Consider the following 17,136-nt stretch of genomic DNA (forward strand, 5'->3'; position numbering starts at 1 on the left):
GTAACCATTCTATTTTCCGCCACGACAATTTTATCGGCTGTTTTTCAGCCGATAAAATAAAAATATCCGTAAGAAAATATTTTTGTTTTAACATTCCGATTGATAAAAACATGGCAGAAGGGCTTTTTTGTCGCAGTCCTTACCATGAAGAATACATTCAAACAAGTGCTTCAGGTAATCCTGAGGATCTATGTCATTAAGCTTACAGCTTTCTATCAGAGAAAAGATGAATGCCGAGTTTCCTGCTGCATCCTCACTGCCTATGTTCATACAGTTCTTGAGCAGCAGCTTTACAGGTTTCATCCTTTGCTCACAGAGGTTGTTCGATATTTCCGCCGCACCGTCCTTGAGGATATTTTTCAGGGATTTCCACTGGTTTATCGTATAGTTCACAGCCTTTCTCATCAGTTCGTTTGCCATGAGTTTAGTATCCTGCATCATCATGACCACCTTATGATGGATACGTTCAAGAATAGGTCTCGTAAGCTTAAGTCTTTTTTCCTTAATCTGCTCACCGCTGAGTTTCATTGTGCGGAACAAGTCTTCATTTCTGAACATATCACCGATAGGGTCTATTATATCCATCGCAGTTCTGTCTGATGGCAAGGCATCGACCCACAGCCTCCTGCAGTGTGTCCAGCATCCTATATGAAGCACCTTTGAGTCTTCTCCGTCGAACATCCTGTAAACCGTATATCCGTCTGTAGATACAGATCCCATAAAATGTTCAAGGAAGGTCTTTGCTACATCAGAGGCTCTGCTGCCGTTATTGTAATGATAGTAAACCAACTTGACATGCTTTGCAAAGAAAGCCCATAAATACTTTCTCCTGTAAGCCTTGCCTTCCGGTGTTTCAACTCCGACAAGCTCGGTCGTCTCGTCAACCATAAGGTATTTTGCCTGTTGTACAAACTCCTTGAAGACATCTTCCATAAACTCCCTAAGCCTGGAGATTCCGTTATGGATATAGCCGTTCAGCGTGGTATTGCTTATGTGGATGCCTTCTCTTGCAAGCAGTCTTATCTGTCTGTTCTCAGGCATACTGAAGTCATATTTCAGACAAAGCAGACGGGCAAGCAAATCAGGGGAAAAGATTCCTCCAAGGTTTTTCAAGGGATGCTCCATCGTGTTAGTGAAAGTGCCGTCTGCAAGCTTTACCCTTGCCACCTTGTACACATGCTCCACGTTATGAGCACGCACATGTTCTATAAACCTGTATTCCCACACATCAGCCATTCCGTTACGCTTCATAAGCCTTGCACCATCCGGGAGTTGGTAATAGTCTTCTATTTCATGAACAATTACCTTATCCACCTTTAGTCTGCTCTTTTCTGCACGGGGAGCAGTTTCCTTTTTCCTTGAAGGCCTGCAGTTCTGTGCAGGTACGTTACCGGAAGAGGTATTGCTGCCGGTACCGTTACCATCGGTCTTATTATCATCATCACCTTTCTTGCCAGAACCGTCGTACTCGGACTTCTCCATTGCAGACTTGTCAATGTTACGGTTGTTCAGCAGCCTTCTTTGCTCTGAGGTACGGCCGAAACGGTGTTTCCTGCTGCCCTCAAGCTGAAGCCTGAGATTGGATATCTCATTTGCCAGCATCATGTTCACCTCGTCTTTTGCCTCAAGCTGCTTTCTCATAAGTTCCATCTCTTTCCTGTAATGTTCAACCGTACTCGATTGCTTTTCGAGGGATTCTTTGAGGTCATTGATTGTATCAACCATAGCCTTGGAGTTCTCTTTGTTTGATTCTTCAATAGCCTTAAGCCTCGCAATCAGTTCGTTTACCTGTTTGCGAAGCCCTGCCTTTTCCTCATTCGCCAGACCCAGCTGGCAGCAAAGTAACTCGTATGCCCTTTCATCAATCATGATATAAAGGTACGAAAAATCAGGCAGTTACGCAAACTTTTTATCGTTTATTTTTGCATCATTTTGTTGATAATCAATGTATTAATATTAATCTTTCGGACTAACGTACATCTTGTCAACTACTATACTTTCAGTAAGATAGGCCATGTCCGACCATTGTATCCGGTAGCATTTGGAAACTTCATCAAACACAGGTTTCTTGAACTTTCCCATGACAGGACGTTTCTCGTAAAGCACATAAAAACCGCGTTCGTAATGAAGTATCTTAACGACCTTCCGGTTCCTGGACATGAACATATATACATTGGATGCATCGCTCGGGTCAAGTGACATCTCTTCCCTTATACTCTCACACAGACGGAAGATTCCTTTCCGCAAATCCACATTACCGTTAAACAGGTAATAGTTCAGGTTAGCACTCAGTCCAAGCATATCATCCTATCATTTTATTAAGCAACAGGCTCAAGTCAAGAACTGTGGTGTTTCTCAGGAACAGTGTGGCACCTGATGTCAATTGCAGTTTTACCCACTTAATCGGAGATTCACCTTCAGGTTGTTTCACCTCCAACTTTACGGTTGGACTGTTGCAAGGCTTGCCGGTTATCCGGACTTTGGCAACCTTGGGTTGCTCAACCTGAACTGTCTTGCCTAACTTTTCGCTCCATAGCTGATGACGCTGCCAGTTCATGAACTTGTCGTAATTTACTCCATAATCCGCACAGAACTCACGAAGATCCTTGGTCTCACTGCATAACTGATAGAGGTCATATACCTCCTGGTAGTTTACTTTTTCTTTTGCCATAATCATTGTTGTTTAAGGGTTACGGCGCAAAGGTAGGTTTAGGGAACATGCGTGTCAAGGCGGAAAATAGAATGGTTACTTTATACTTAACTTTCTTGCTTACAGAATGTGGTATTATATTTAAAAATCTACTTTCCTACTGCTATCTTTTCAGTTAAAACCTTATCTCCAATAATAACACGAGTTACATACATACCAGACGTCCATCCAGAAGTATCCATTATATAAGACAAACTCGTTAATCTTTTAACTTCCAAAACTTTTGTTCCATAAGCTACATTGTATACTTCCAAACTCCAGTCCAGATTGCTCCTCTCTCTTATTTCATCATTAGTAACTAACTGTATTTCCTTAATATTCTCTGAAGGAGAAAGCACTTTCAATGAATAAGCAGAAACTGGTGCATTTCCGTTACCAGTATAAGAAAAGAATATTATTCGTTTCTTTTTGCATACGCCTTCACCATCAAGTATAAAAGCAAAAGGTAAACCGCCAGAACGATATGGTAATTGAAATTCTAAAGTCTTTGTTGGTCGGTGATAGTTCCAAAATAAAGGTTTATGAGTAATTCCACCTGAAGAGTCATAATAGATATCTTTGTCATAGTCACTGTTAAAAATTACACGAACCATACAACCTTGATGTACAAATGTAGAGTTCTCTACTCTGCCACTTATGCTCGGATGATTAACCCCATAAAAAGTACAAGCCTCTTGTATATAGGTTGCATAAGGATAGGATTTTGTATCAGATATAACTTCTTTTGATAAAGTCCATAAAGTATTTCCATTATAGACTATCTTTGCTATTAAATTTGCATTGTAAGGATAATAATATTTATTTTTTATAGTGCATTGATTAGGTACTGGATAATTAGTGTAAAACTGTGGTCGTGGTGCACTATTTGGTTCAGTTGGATATTCCCATATCACCATTGCATTAGCTGGCAAATTCTTGATATAATAAGTACTACTATCACAAATAAATTTAGTTCCTACTATTTCTGGAATCAATTCTCTCGCTTCTAACTGCATCATACCAGCATTGCTTGAATCTAACCAATCCTTTAATCTGCGAGTAGCCGTACTTCCATAATCCCACGATTTATCAAAACGCCCATAATACCGAGTTGCTGGAGCACAACCCGGTTCGCCTCCATGCAATTGGCCCACAACCAAATGATTTTGATTCATTAGAGGTGAACCAGACGAACCTCGTTCAGTTGTACCAATATCAAATATTGTTTCCCAATGCGTATTTTCCATAGTTGTCGAAATAATATTTCCATTCTCATCTGTCCAATTTAGTTTCTTACTATAATTTTTTACCGCATTATTTTCAACGGATATTTTCTTTATATCGCCACGCGGATGATGAATACCAACAGCATTAGCAGCGGGAGCAGTGTTTCTTGTCCATCCCAAATAATAAGGTATATATCCATTTATATTCTTAACAGATTCCACCAGTTCCAACAAAGCAAAATCAGTATAAGCACTATTAGCTATAAGCTTTGCACCAGTAGAGCTCGGCGAGTTAGATATATTAGTATCAGAACAATCAGGACTTTCATAATTCCAATAAAAAATTAATTGATTTAGTTGATTTTTCCCTTGTGAATCATAACCCAAAAAGCAATGATCAGCTGATAAAAAATAATCTTTCTGCGAAGTACTATTAATTAGTGCTCCACTACATACACCCAACGTAGAAGCATTATATATACAGGCTACAGCTCTTTTTTCTTTTTGCCAATCAATTCCAAGTGGACAATTAACATTAACATTACAAGGCAAAGATGTATTAAACATCGAACGAGTTATAATATTGCCTTGGGCAGCAAGAACATTTTTATAAATATAGCCAATCTTCTGAACTGAAATAACTCCCGTTTCCACTCCAATAGGTTCATAATATTCAAGCACAATATCTTCTCCTGCCACAAATCCTGTTGCAAAATCTACAGGATTTTCCTGCGTACCTTTATTATTAAAGCTTGTAAAAGCCCCTATGCAGAATGTTTTATCTACATTATAAATAAAGAATTTAGCGCCTTCCGGCATCCAAAATTTATCATAACTGATAGTCATAGCCTTTGCCCCTGATGCATGTAGTTGCAGACGCCAAACACGTATACTATCCCCCATAACTTGCCAATGACCTGAATTTTGAAGATTATAACTCACAGAAAGAGGTAAGCCAACACGATAAGGGATATCAATACCCACAAATAAGCTATCCTCATGTAATGCTTCAGCTACATCAGGAACAGACAAATTAATCACATCACTCGAACGAGTAGAGAATAAAGAAGATGAAAAACTCGGAGGTAGTTCATTAGTGCTAATCTGAGCATGAGCACTGACTGAGAAGATTGCAATAAGAGAAAATGTAAAACTCTTCAATAAAGCTTTTGTTTTCATAGTATTATATTTTTGTTCATCAACAAAAATAATACACTAATAAGATATAAGTGACAAAAGAGTATGGACAAACAGGTATAATATAGAATACTAGCAATCAGCATATTAAACAAAAAGAATCTATTTTCAGTGGACAATTACTATAGCCATATTAACAATATCATACTATTTTAAGAGGTTTATCATTCATACAAGCCCCCAAAGCACCTCCCACTTTCCACTTCATTGAACGTTTTCATACCTTTTTTTAACATTCATGAATTCTGTCACTGTCTCCCAGTACTGCTTTTTGTTCTGTGGACGCGGATGCCAGTCCGGATCAGGGCTATTACGAACAGCCTCCTCCCAGTTTCCGTCATTCATAAATTTATAATCAATAGTGCAGGAAGATAATTCCTTTATAGGTTTAAGAAATATATATCCATCAAACAAATCAGCTAAAGTAAAGTCTGTATACCCCATTGAGTAGTAACTATGATCACGTAATTCTCCTATAAGCGACTCCTTCAAATCAAAACCAACAGGTTTATTGTTGTGTCTGCTCATTATCACTTCCAATTTTCCTACTGCTGGAGAAACCAATGCAGGCTGATGATTGGGATAATTAAAAAAAGGTTGATGTAAAGCCACAGAAACTACTCTCGTATCATATTTTGAATAGAGCAAATTTCCTAAGAAAAGCTTCTCATAGCGCACAAAACCAGGAGAAGTATAATCATAATAAGGAAAACGATAGGATGTAAATGCATGAATTGTCCCTGTCAAAACCAATATTTTTTCATGGCAAGACAACACTTCACGTTCTAAAAGTGCACATCTGAAATCTTCCGTATTCCCCAAAGGAAAAACTTTCTTCATATTTTCCGGTGTTCTCACCTTTTCAAACGCTTCCCAATTATACCGATAACTGATATTTAAAATACGGAACCTTCTCGCTTGTTCCGGTAACGAACGATTCCACTCCCATGCAGCCTTATAAATACTCATATACTCGACGATAGCCCATCGGGTATTATAATTAAACATCAACTGACGAGCTAATTGTTCATCATACTTTGGTGCATTTATCAATGAATCTAATTGTCGTTGATCTTCATATGCTCCGAACTCCATTCCCAACATATAAATACCATTCTCATATAATTTAGGTATCATGTTTCGAACAAAATCCAAATTCTCTTTCACCCCATGATCTTCAGCCAACAAAACAATGTCTGCTTCCTTAAATTTAGATATCAAATAATCATCTGGGCTCATCGCTTCACTCTGCAAATAAGCAACAGTAGCATCCTGCATCTTATCTTGAGCATTCAGTACTATCGAAAAAGACCATAAAAGAAATAATATATTTATTTTCTTCGCCATTCCATTCTCCCCCTTTACAATTCAAGTACTAATACTCCTTTAGGTTCCAAAAACAGTTTATCAACCAATTGCACAACGCGATCGGTCAAAACATCTTTTGCCTTTTTTTTACCGTCCAATACTTCCTTATAGTGTTCCAATTCCACATTAATGGCTTCACTTATTCCATTCATAAGAACCAATATACTTTTCCCATTATAAGAACGTTCATATACATACACATTGTTACGAGGCATAAAGTGTTTCATCTTCCCCTTAGAGATGATTTCATTTCCTTTGCGCCATTGCAGTAGTTTCTTCATAAAATCAAAAGATTCTTGCTGCATGGCAGTTCTACCACTTACTTCAAACAAACTGGATATATCCTCTTTCCAACCACCAGTCATATCAGGACGAATATAACCAAAATCAATCTTTGTATTTCCAGTCATCAATAATTCTTGTCCATAATACAGTTGTGGAATACCCGGAATCGTCAATAGTAGCACAATCCCTTGTTTATAAGCATTAAGGTTCGTCGGAACCTCAAACAAGAAACGATCCGTATCATGATTCTCAAACAAGCGCATCACATTATTAATATCAGGATAGCAGAAATCATAGGCCAAATGTTCAAATACAAGCTGCAACCCCGTATTCCACGAAGTTTCATCATGAAAGGCTTTGCTTGCTATTGATTGTAAATGAAAATCCATTACAGATTTTAATTTTGTATTCGCTTGTTTATTGAAAGCATTTTTTTGCTGCCAATAAGCAGTACCTGTAGAATTAGTAATCATTACTTCACCCACAATATTCAAATTAGGATATTCTTCGAAAATTTCCTTGCACCAACGTTCCATCATTTCACTATCCGAATAAGGATACGTGTCTTGACGAATGCCATTCAAATTTGCATATTCAATCCACCAAATAGAGTTCTGAATCAGATAATCTGCTACATAACGGTTTCTTTGGTTTAAGTCAGGCATAGTAGGCACAAACCATCCATCCGTCATTTCCAGTTTGTCTATATCAGAAGCATAAGGATCAAAAAAGATAGTTTTGTTATGATTGGTCTGCACGTATTTAAATGGATTATTAAACCAATCGCGCATTGGCTTGTCAATCATCCATTGATGATTACTTCCACAATGGTTAAAGACCATATCCATTATTAATTTCATGCCACGCTGATGCATTGTTTCTGCTAAATGAGCATAGTCCTCATTAGTTCCCAAACGCGGATCTATTTTATAATAATCCGTTGAAGCATAACCATGGTAAGACCCCTCTCCCATATCATTTTCCAGTACAGGAGTTGTCCAAATGGCAGTAACACCCAAACTATCCAAGTAGTCAAGATGTTGCATAATACCTGCCAAATCACCTCCATGTCGGGCATTTATATCTTCACGATTTACCGTATAAGGATACTTCATTTTTATCCGGTCATTACTTTCATCACCATTGGCAAAACGATCAGGCATCAACAAATAAACGACATCTGAAGAATCAAATCCAATCTTATCTTCACCTTTTCCTTGACGTTCTTTTAATTCATAAATGTACTTCAGTTTATTTTTCCCTTTCACAAAATCAATGGAAAACTTCCCTGGTTGCGCATTCTTGATATCCAAATACAAAATCAAATAATTAGGACTTTCCATTGGATGCACACTTTTCAATACTACATTAGTTTGATTGATAACCGGTTTATATGTAGCTATATTAGTGCCATAAACCATTAACTGTAACTGAGTATTTTTCATTCCACACCACCAGAAAGCAGGCTCTACCCTTTCCACTTTCTCCATCTTTTCGTTACCCATAAGAAATTGCAATGGATTATCCAAACGCTTTCTCCAGTCTTCTTCCAAATGCCCCGCCCCTTGAAAGACCTTCGAAACCCACATAGGTTCACTCCATCCTTTCCGGCGCATTAGTTTATCCAATTCATCCTGGTAAGGAGGGTAGAATGCGTCTAAAGTTGCATCTCCTCTATCCATATATATTCTACGACTATTGCTTTGAGGCAAATGTTCCGAAAGATAATCCCTAAAAGCCGCCGACCACTTATCTGCTTTTTCTTTTATTGCTTTGTCATTGCTCAATACCATCGGCACATGAGTTGACAGACAAGCAGCCCCTCCAAACACATTCGGGTACTCACAAATTGCATAAAGAGAAATCAGACCTCCCATACTCGACCCCATCACAAAGGTGTGTTCCACCCCCTTATTAGTAGAATATTCCTTATCCATAAAAGGTTTCACTTCTTCCACCAAGAAACGCAGATAATTATCAGCATTAAAATGAGCATCTTCCGGAATATTCTCAGCAGGCAAATATTTCAATGTTTTCTGAGGGAAGTAATCTTCATATCTTGTTGCCGGAATATTGGCTACTCCAACAATAATACACGAATTAATTCTCTTTTCATCTAAAAGTTTCCCTACTACCTCATCTATTCCCCATTCTTGTTTATTCCATGTATAATTTGCATCGAAAAGCATTTGACCATCGTGCATATAAAGAACATCATACTTCTTCTTGGCTGAATAATCGGAGGGTAACCAGACGAAAACATCACGGGGGGCGACAATGGAAGATTGGAAGTTAGGATATTCCACTAACTTTCCGGATGAAACAGTCTGTTGGGCATCACTTTGTTGAAACACCAATAAAAGTGGAAGTAATATTAATAAAAATCTAGTCATAGTGTTATATTAAAAAGCAGTTATTAGACATAAATAGAGTTCGAACTATTACTCGTCAGACACGTTTGTCTTATAAAAAAGGCAAGAGTTCAATGGAACCCTTGCCTTATTCTTTATTCAAGGTCAATAATTCTGTTATTCAACAGATCCTGTTCCAGAAAGAAATTTCACATGCACTTTCTGACCAGCAACCAATTTACATTCATAACCCAGTTCTCCCAAGTTATCACTAACCTCCTTATTTTCGCGATATACAATAACGCCGTCAGATACTGTAAACTCACTCTTCCACCAATTTCCTGATTCAGCTACGACACAGATACGGGCTGTACCATCTTGTGTTGCAGCAGGCGAAATGAAAGCACCTGCTTTATCTGTAGGAACGGCAAACAGAGTAGCTTCATTAGTATCCCAACTATTATTTATAACTCCTCCAAGTAAATAAACATTGGGTACCAAGAATTCAATTTTTTTATCAGTAGGAGTTATAGTTACAACCACTATATACCATCCAGATTTACCAATCAGTATATTACCACCTTTATCTGATAAACCTGCCAATTCTATGGCTTCAGCAGTAATAACATCATCTGAATATCCAAAATCCTGACCAGCCCATTCGGCTATAGGAGAGAACTTGATTTCTTCACCTTCTGCATAATACTGCATACTCCAAAATTTACCAGCAGTCTGCGTCATAGGTATCATTTGGCAAGCAGCACCCCAATTCCAATCAGAGCTATAAGCCGAACCATTGATATACATTACTTCAGGAAGACCAGTAACCTCCTTAATAGTATAAGTATAATCTTTCACATTAATAATTACCTTCTTTTTCCCGGCAGCAGCAATACGAATTGCCCCTGCATCCTTGCCTGCTTTATCTCTAAAATCCAACAAGCCGGAAGTAGAAGTATCGCCATCCACATCAGTTCCTAAAGCGGTTGCCCAATCCGAAGCATCAATACCTGATTTTGGGAAAATCTTCACATTGCAGTTCTCACCTACTTCAATTTCAACAGAGAAAGTATTATCATCTCCTTCCTCAGCTACAAAAGCCGAGGCTCCTGCCATATTCCATCCATTAAAATCACCCAGAATAAAATAAGCATTTTCAGCAACAGGAGGAGTAACAGGCGTCACTGTCATTGTCACATCACCAGAATTAACCAAAGCAGCTTCGCCGGTTGGAGTAACTACAGATGTAGAGGTCTTCAACGTAATAGCACGTGCCACAGCCTGACGACTATTATAAGCTGTTTGCGTCAACATATCCAGTTCCTTGGCATCCACTTTCAGCACACCGTTGTTTTCTGCAAAAGGCAATTCTAACACCTTATCATTGGCAACCAACTGTATCTTATAGTCAACCACTGTGCAACCTTCTGATACACTACTCAACTTGGCCACTTCTACAGAATCTTCCGTATACGTTTCCATATTCAACGCAGCAGTCACACCTGCCATTTGGGCAGATACACTTTTTGCATCCTCCTGAGGATTGGACTGGGGATCAGCCCAGTCCTTAAAGTCTTCGTCACAAGCCGAAAAGACAGCCAATGAAAGAAGCGCATATACATATATTGAAATCTTTTTCATGTTCTTCAAATTAAAGGTTAATAACTATTCTATGCTACCTTTGCCAGTGATAAAGTTCACCTTCACCTTCTTACCAGCACCTATGTTCGTTGCAAAGCCTTGAGCCGCCAATTCACCGCCATTCTCACGATATTTAATTTCACCGTCAAAAACCACGAACTCACTCTTCCACCAGTCTATGCCCGGAACTTTAGCGAAGATTCTCAAAGAACCACCACCAACTGTTGCCGGAGAAATAAATGGTTCTGCAGGAGATGCAGGTGCCGTAAATTTATAGGCATTATCTTCGCCTCCCCATGCACCGGTTAGGGGTTCGCCAGTCAGATAAACAGCTACTTCAAAGAACTCAAGAGTATATGTAATAGCTGTTCCAGCCAGTTTTGCAGTAATCACAACCATATACCATCCCGTCTTACCAATACCTATATTGAGGTTTCCGTATCCATCATCTACACCTCCTGCTCCTGCAAAGTCTTTAGAAGCATCAGGAATCAGTCCGTCAAAGTAAGCAGTTTCACCGCCCCAGCCGGCCATCGTATTAAACTTCATTTGGTTACCAGCTTGGAAATATTGAATTCTCCAGAATTTACCAGGAGTTTCAGTTGCAGCAACAAGCTTAATCCAGTTACCCCATTCAGATGCACCTTCCATATCACCAGTCATATATAATTCGGTGGGCAATGCAACTGGAGCCTCAGCTTTATAACCTAAAACCTGTGGCAACTTAATCACATTAGAATAACATAGCCCTCTTGCTGGTGCCGAAGTCAAACTTGCTTTCAAACGGAAATACAAAGGAATTGTTTCTTTCGGGAAATCACCTTCACCAGTGGTATCCCACAGGTCAACCAAAGCTAAAGCCAACTCAACTGCATCTACATTCACTTTGGTAGAAGTATAAACGGTAGAAAGCGTCACATAATTGGCATCTACGCCATCACTTGCTTCTACAAAATTATCAGACAAGCACATTTGAACCGCATAAGTGGTACCCATAGGAACACCATAATCTGGTTGTGAACAAGTGAACTCTAAAGATGTAGAGTTAGCCAAATCATATACATTATTCTCTGCGTAAGGCGGAACATTCAGTACGAACGAGTCTGGCTCTTTTAAGGTAGGATTACTGTCTCTGTCCGATTCACAAGCAGAAAAAGCGAGCAACCCTAAAGTTATAAGCATTAAGCCATATATCTTTTTCATGATTAGTCTTTCTTTATTAGTTAAACATTAATATCCGGTATTCTGCGTCATGTTCTCATTAGAGTTCATGTCAGAGTCAGGAATAGGATACACATTATAAATAGAACTCACGGATGTACCATCAGCTACGCCACCTTTCCAATCCCACAAATATTTATTGGTAGTCAGATAATCGTAACGAACCAAGTCTGTACGTCGGAAACCTTCCAAGTGAAGTTCACGGGCACGTTCATCCAAAATGTAATCCAAAGTCATATCATCTTCCGTGGCGGGAGTGGCATGTGCGCGGTTACGCAATTCATTGATATCCCTCAAAATGTCAGCCTTTGCAACAGTACCCAAGCGCAAATTAGCTTCTGCGCGTATCAGATAAGCCTCAGCCAAGCGGAATAATGGAATATCCGTATCAGGAACAATAGGATCTTGTCCGTTAGTGCCATCCGACTTAGAACCTGTCCATTTTACGAGAGAGAAACCATCGGTAAATTTCGTTACGGTCTCCAGTTTAACCTGGCGTTTTCCACCACCTTCACCCGAATAAAACAGGGCACGATCGTCTTTGGCCGCTGCAATCACTTCACTTACACTTTCGGTCAACGGAGCCTCATCTGTTTTTTCAAAGAACTTGCCAACTAAAGCCTCACGCGAACGGATACAAGACCAGCCTTCGGAAATACCCCATGCCGGCATACCAGTGATACGTGTAGCAGCAACCAAGAAGAAGGATCCACCATAAGATTTCGTTTTAATACCATCCTGGCATAGTGGGAAGATAATTTCTTTCTTGGCATTTGCATTCGTTCCGTTATCTGCCATAAAAAGTTGTGCATAGTTATCGCATAAGTCATAACCAGAGCCTATCACTTTGGTAGCATACGTGGCCGCTTCACTCCAATGGGCTGTACCGGTATAAACCTGTCCATTCAGATACATACGTGCACGCAACAGCCAGTTGGCAGCTTTGTCTGCACGTCCATAAGGAGCTGTACCCGGTTCGTACATATCATTCTCGATAGCTTCCAATTCACTTTCTATGTAGTCAAAAACCTCTTTGCGGCTCTTCTGTACCGGAAGATCATTATTGAAATGTTCCTTGAAAGGTGCCTTTCCAAACAAATCCATAAAGTTATAATAATAATAAGCACGCAAGAAACGAGCCTCAGCACGTTGCTTTAGCGAAGCTTCATCCGTCTTGCCTTCGGTTTCGTCTAAGAAGAAGTTACATAAGGTTATGTTATAGCCAATACGATTATAAAGCATTTCAATATTACCGTCAGCTGAATTCCAGCGCATATAGATTAATTCCGGTATACCGGCATCCATCCATGTCCAGATCATTTCATCTGTACAATATTCGTTGGCAGTGAACAGAGAGCGATAGAAAGCACTCTTACCTTCATCAGGCGATATGATATCCGGCTTACCGGAAGGACCAGTCTGACCAGTCATAACCAAAGCGGCATATAGTTTATTGAACACCTCGTCTTGCACAAAAGCACTGGAGGTCTGCGGGTCTATTGGACTGATATCCAAATCATTTATGCAGGACGCCGTGCTGAAAAGCAATAAGACGGACAACGCTGCCGGGAATAATAATTTTAAATATCTGAATTTCATAATGTTTTCTTTATTAAAAAGTTATAGAATTAGAATTGAAGGCTTAGTCCCAATAAGAAGGTCATCGGACGGGGATAGATATTATTATCAATGCCATCCTTTACTTCAGGATCAAGTCCGCTATATTTTGTTATTATGAACGGATTCTGAACCGTTGCATAAATACGACCGCTGGTACCTTTGTAACCATTGGAGTGGAACAATCCGTCGAACGAATAACCTACAACAATGTTGTCACAACGCAAAAACGAAGCATTCTGCACAAAATAATCGGATAAATACCAGTCACCTTGACCACTAAATCCTAATTTAACAGCTTCTTTTGGGCGGTTACTATACGCACTGTTCGAATAGATAGAAGTACCCACACGGCTATTTCCCGCCAATACGTCATTGTAAACATAGTTATTCAAGCTTGCACGCAATGAAAAGCTGAAGTCCCAATTCTTCCATATCATCTTAGAAGTCAAACCCATCAAAACATCGGCTGCCGGTTTCTTATAGATATATTTATCTGCAGAGTTAACTATGCCATCACCGTTACGGTCAACAAATGTATTTTCAATCGGCTTGCCATCTGCATCATATACCTGCTGAAACACATAGAAGGATCTGATAGGATATCCTACTTTATGAGCTTGGGCTTTACCACCAATACCAGCAGAAACACTTCCTTCAGCTACATAATAAGAAGGATCATTGTTTCCAGTCAATTTGGTGATTTCATTCGAATTCCAAGTGATATTATAACCCAAATCCCAAGTAAAATCTTTCGTTACGATAGGCTTCGCATTAATTGTGAATTCCAGACCTGTGTTCTTCAGAGAACCGATGTTGCTCATTAAACTGGAATTAAAATTAAGCAAAGTCGGTATTTTCAGCGTATTAATCAAATCTTTCGTTTCTCGATAGTAAAAATCAACGGAACCTGTGATACGTCCATTCAGGAAACCATAGTCCAAACCTGCATTCCAGGTGGTAGTCTGTTCCCACTTCAAGTCTTTATTATATTCTTTCGGACGGGAGTTTGTTTCAAAATCTCCGCCAAAAGGATAATATCCACCATTACCACTTGTCGTATACAGAGGCATATAAGGAAAGTCCTTATCCTCACCAAGATTTTGTTGTCCTGTGATACCCCAGCCTAAACGGAGTTTCAAGTCAGACAATGCATTGACATCTTTCAAAAAACCTTCTTCTTTCATCTTCCAGCCTAATGCCAATGAAGGGAATGTACTCCAACGGTTATCTTTTGAGAAACGAGAAGTACCGTCCTGACGAAGAGTGAACGTCACTAAATAGCGGTTAAGCAAAGAATAGTTCAGACGACCAAAGAAAGAAACCAGCGTGCTATGATAGCCAAATGCACTTTGAGAACGCAATGTCGGATTATACGCTTCACCCGTCAACTGGTTAGTACCCTGACCTATTCCATAACCTGTACGGTGGAAGTGTTGTTCTTCAGCACCAATCATTACATCAATGAAATGATCTTTCAATTCTTTGGTATACTGCAAGTATGCATTACCTGACAGATTATATTTATATTCATAATCCGCTCCATCCCATCCATAATAATGATTGGAGTAAGAATATGGAGAAATAGTATTAGCCTCTCTACCTTCTGAATAGTCAGCGCCCAAATTTGCATGTAACTTCAGGTCAGGCAGGAAATGGAACTTGTAATCCACTTCTATATTTCCAACAAAACTCTTGTTCTTTGCTCTTTTATTCTGCAACTCCAACAAAGCCAATGGATTTTGAGTAGCATTCGAGTTTTTAGTTATCGGCCAATTCGGATCATTAAATGCAGCATCCGCAGTATATTGCCAGAAGCCACCGAAAAGTTTACCCGTATCGGTATCATCGTATACAGGACGAGTAGGGTCCATAGCTAAAGCCGAACCGATAGCGCCACCATCTGCATAACGATTTTTGGCAACCATCACTTTTGCATTAACATTAAATTTCAGATGATCCTCGAAGAATGTAGGAGAAACATTACCCGAAACTGTGTAACGCTCAAAATTAGAGGTCTTTACAATACCATTCTGATCCGTATAACCAAGTGAGAGGCGATAAGGCATATTCTTTAAACCACCAGTAATAGTGACATTATGGTCGTGGCTAACAGCCGGACGATAAATTTCACTTTGCCAGTCAGTATTGGCAGTGCCCAGTGGAGCAGGCAATTTGTCTTCGCCACCATAAACATTAGCCATATAGGCACGGTATTCATTGCCATCCATCACATCGACCGTAGAACGAATGACACCCACTGAAACATTACCATCGTAAGAAACCTTTGGAGCAGAACCAGATGCACCTCTTTTGGTAGTAATGATAATTACACCATTAGATGCACGAGAGCCATAGATAGCTGTAGCCGAAGCGTCTTTCAATACCGTAAGAGTTTCAATATCATTCGGATTCACCATAGCCAGTGGATTGCTCAAACCTTTCACACCTGCATTATCCATAGCCAAACCATCAATCACAATCAACGGATCATTGACTGCATTCAATGAAGAACCACCACGGATACGAATCTGTGCACCGGCACCCGGAGTACCACCATCGGAGATGATACTTACACCAGCTATTTTACCGGTCATCATATCTTGAGCATTGGTAGTCATACCTTTACTGATTTTATCAGGTTTGATAGCTGTAACCGAACCTGTAGCATCATTCTTTTTCACAGTACCGTATCCGATTACCACAACAGCATCCAGAAGTTGTGAATCATCCTGTAGAGTCACCATAACAGTGGAAGCCGCCTTTACTTCTTCCGTTTTATAGCCGATAAAAGAAATAGTAAGCATAGCTCCTTGCGGAACACTCAACGTAAAGTTTCCATCCAAATCAGTGATTGTACCATTCGCAGGATTTCCTTTCTCTACGACATTTGCGCCTATCACTTCTAACCCCGTGGCATCTTTTACATGCCCTTTCACGGTGATGTTCTGTGCATAAACGCCTACAGACAAGAATAACCCTACTAATAGGGGAAGAATCATTTGATAGATTCTAAGATTAACTTGCTTCATGCATTTAAAAAATTAAAGTTAACAATATTAATTACCTATATATATTATTCGAAATTATCTTTCGATGTCTTTTTGCTTTTAAGGTATCTATAACATGACGCAACAAAAATATGCTTTATTAAAATATTAAAATATAAGAAAGATAAGAAATATGCAATAGCAACAGTGCAAACGATTGCACGGAATTGCACAATTGCACCCGGCTAAATCTATTGCTGCACACAAATATCTTTAGTCTTAATGCAAGTTATATATTTTAGACAGATAAGCTCTCAAGAACTATTTATGGGACAAGTAATATATGCATATAAATTATTATTCTAAGCAAGAATTATTTCACCTTGATTATCAATAGATTACAAAATATTAATTTTCTATCAACAAGAAGTTAGGAGTTTGTCGGAAAGGAATTAACTCCTTGTTGGCAAACTCCTAACTCCTTGTATATGGTAAATTGAAGTCTTTTTTATTTCTTTACATCACACCTACAGGTAATAGCAGCACCGTGG

The 17,136-nt window shown here is 39.2% G+C and carries 10 protein-coding genes and 1 pseudogene; all 11 read right to left on the reverse strand.

All coding sequences use genetic code 11. The annotated features are described in order from the left end of the window. Positions 1-87: 87 nt before the first annotated feature. The 11 genes and pseudogenes from tnpC to HMPREF9447_RS26200 all read right to left on the reverse strand — a co-directional run bounded on the left by tnpC (position 88) and on the right by HMPREF9447_RS26200 (position 16,627). Positions 88-1,869, reverse strand: coding sequence for an IS66 family transposase (tnpC, locus tag HMPREF9447_RS26155; protein WP_009131420.1), 1,782 nt, complete (start codon positions 1,867-1,869; stop codon positions 88-90). 87 nt (positions 1,870-1,956) lie between these two features. After that, entirely contained in the window at positions 1,957-2,301 is a 345-nt protein-coding gene (gene tnpB / locus HMPREF9447_RS26160) for an IS66 family insertion sequence element accessory protein TnpB (protein WP_009131421.1), read from the reverse strand. Between the two features lies 1 nt (position 2,302). Next, a complete protein-coding gene (locus HMPREF9447_RS26165) occupies positions 2,303-2,671 on the reverse strand; it encodes a hypothetical protein (protein WP_009131422.1) in 369 nt (122 codons plus the stop codon). A 128-nt stretch (positions 2,672-2,799) separates the two neighbouring features. Then, positions 2,800-5,094, reverse strand: a complete 2,295-nt coding sequence (locus tag HMPREF9447_RS27540; RefSeq protein ID WP_009132659.1) for a trypsin-like serine peptidase — start codon at positions 5,092-5,094, stop codon at positions 2,800-2,802. A 222-nt stretch (positions 5,095-5,316) separates the two neighbouring features. Then, positions 5,317-6,459, reverse strand: a complete 1,143-nt coding sequence (locus HMPREF9447_RS26175) for a hypothetical protein (RefSeq protein ID WP_009132660.1) — start codon at positions 6,457-6,459, stop codon at positions 5,317-5,319. 14 nt (positions 6,460-6,473) lie between these two features. Next, entirely contained in the window at positions 6,474-8,270 is a 1,797-nt protein-coding gene (locus HMPREF9447_RS26180) for a glycoside hydrolase family 13 protein (protein ID WP_044138772.1), read from the reverse strand. 27 nt (positions 8,271-8,297) lie between these two features. Then, positions 8,298-9,158, reverse strand: a pseudogene (locus HMPREF9447_RS29485) (alpha/beta hydrolase); the annotation flags it as partial. A 135-nt stretch (positions 9,159-9,293) separates the two neighbouring features. Further along, positions 9,294-10,757 carry an Outer membrane protein SusF domain-containing protein gene (locus tag HMPREF9447_RS26185; RefSeq protein WP_009132662.1) on the reverse strand — a complete coding sequence of 488 codons (1,464 nt, stop codon included), beginning with the start codon at positions 10,755-10,757 and terminating at the stop codon, positions 9,294-9,296. Between the two features lie 24 nt (positions 10,758-10,781). Then, positions 10,782-11,960 (reverse strand): SusF/SusE family outer membrane protein, encoded by a 1,179-nt coding sequence (locus tag HMPREF9447_RS26190; RefSeq protein WP_009132663.1) that lies wholly within the window; start codon positions 11,958-11,960, stop codon positions 10,782-10,784. A gap of 27 nt (positions 11,961-11,987) precedes the next feature. Then, positions 11,988-13,577 (reverse strand): starch-binding outer membrane lipoprotein SusD, encoded by a 1,590-nt coding sequence (gene susD, locus HMPREF9447_RS26195; protein WP_009132664.1) that lies wholly within the window; start codon positions 13,575-13,577, stop codon positions 11,988-11,990. A 29-nt stretch (positions 13,578-13,606) separates the two neighbouring features. After that, positions 13,607-16,627, reverse strand: a complete 3,021-nt coding sequence (locus tag HMPREF9447_RS26200) for a SusC/RagA family TonB-linked outer membrane protein (protein ID WP_009132665.1) — start codon at positions 16,625-16,627, stop codon at positions 13,607-13,609. Between the last annotated feature and the right edge of the window lie 509 nt (positions 16,628-17,136).

Source organism: Bacteroides oleiciplenus YIT 12058 (genome assembly GCF_000315485.1).
GTDB lineage: Bacteria > Bacteroidota > Bacteroidia > Bacteroidales > Bacteroidaceae > Bacteroides > Bacteroides oleiciplenus.

What these genes read in the sequence shown, in the direction of transcription:
- HMPREF9447_RS26180 (WP_044138772.1), bottom strand. Translation starts at nt 8,270, where the DNA reads ATGGGTAACGAAAAGATGGAGAAAGTGGAAAGGGTAGAGCCTGCTTTC.
- HMPREF9447_RS26175 (WP_009132660.1), bottom strand. Translation starts at nt 6,459, where the DNA reads ATGGCGAAGAAAATAAATATATTATTTCTTTTATGGTCTTTTTCGATA.
- tnpC (WP_009131420.1), bottom strand. Translation starts at nt 1,869, where the DNA reads ATGATTGATGAAAGGGCATACGAGTTACTTTGCTGCCAGCTGGGTCTG.
- susD (WP_009132664.1), bottom strand. Translation starts at nt 13,577, where the DNA reads ATGAAATTCAGATATTTAAAATTATTATTCCCGGCAGCGTTGTCCGTC.
- HMPREF9447_RS26190 (WP_009132663.1), bottom strand. Translation starts at nt 11,960, where the DNA reads ATGAAAAAGATATATGGCTTAATGCTTATAACTTTAGGGTTGCTCGCT.
- HMPREF9447_RS26200 (WP_009132665.1), bottom strand. Translation starts at nt 16,627, where the DNA reads ATGAAGCAAGTTAATCTTAGAATCTATCAAATGATTCTTCCCCTATTA.
- HMPREF9447_RS27540 (WP_009132659.1), bottom strand. Translation starts at nt 5,094, where the DNA reads ATGAAAACAAAAGCTTTATTGAAGAGTTTTACATTTTCTCTTATTGCA.
- tnpB (WP_009131421.1), bottom strand. Translation starts at nt 2,301, where the DNA reads ATGCTTGGACTGAGTGCTAACCTGAACTATTACCTGTTTAACGGTAAT.
- HMPREF9447_RS26185 (WP_009132662.1), bottom strand. Translation starts at nt 10,757, where the DNA reads ATGAAAAAGATTTCAATATATGTATATGCGCTTCTTTCATTGGCTGTC.
- HMPREF9447_RS26165 (WP_009131422.1), bottom strand. Translation starts at nt 2,671, where the DNA reads ATGGCAAAAGAAAAAGTAAACTACCAGGAGGTATATGACCTCTATCAG.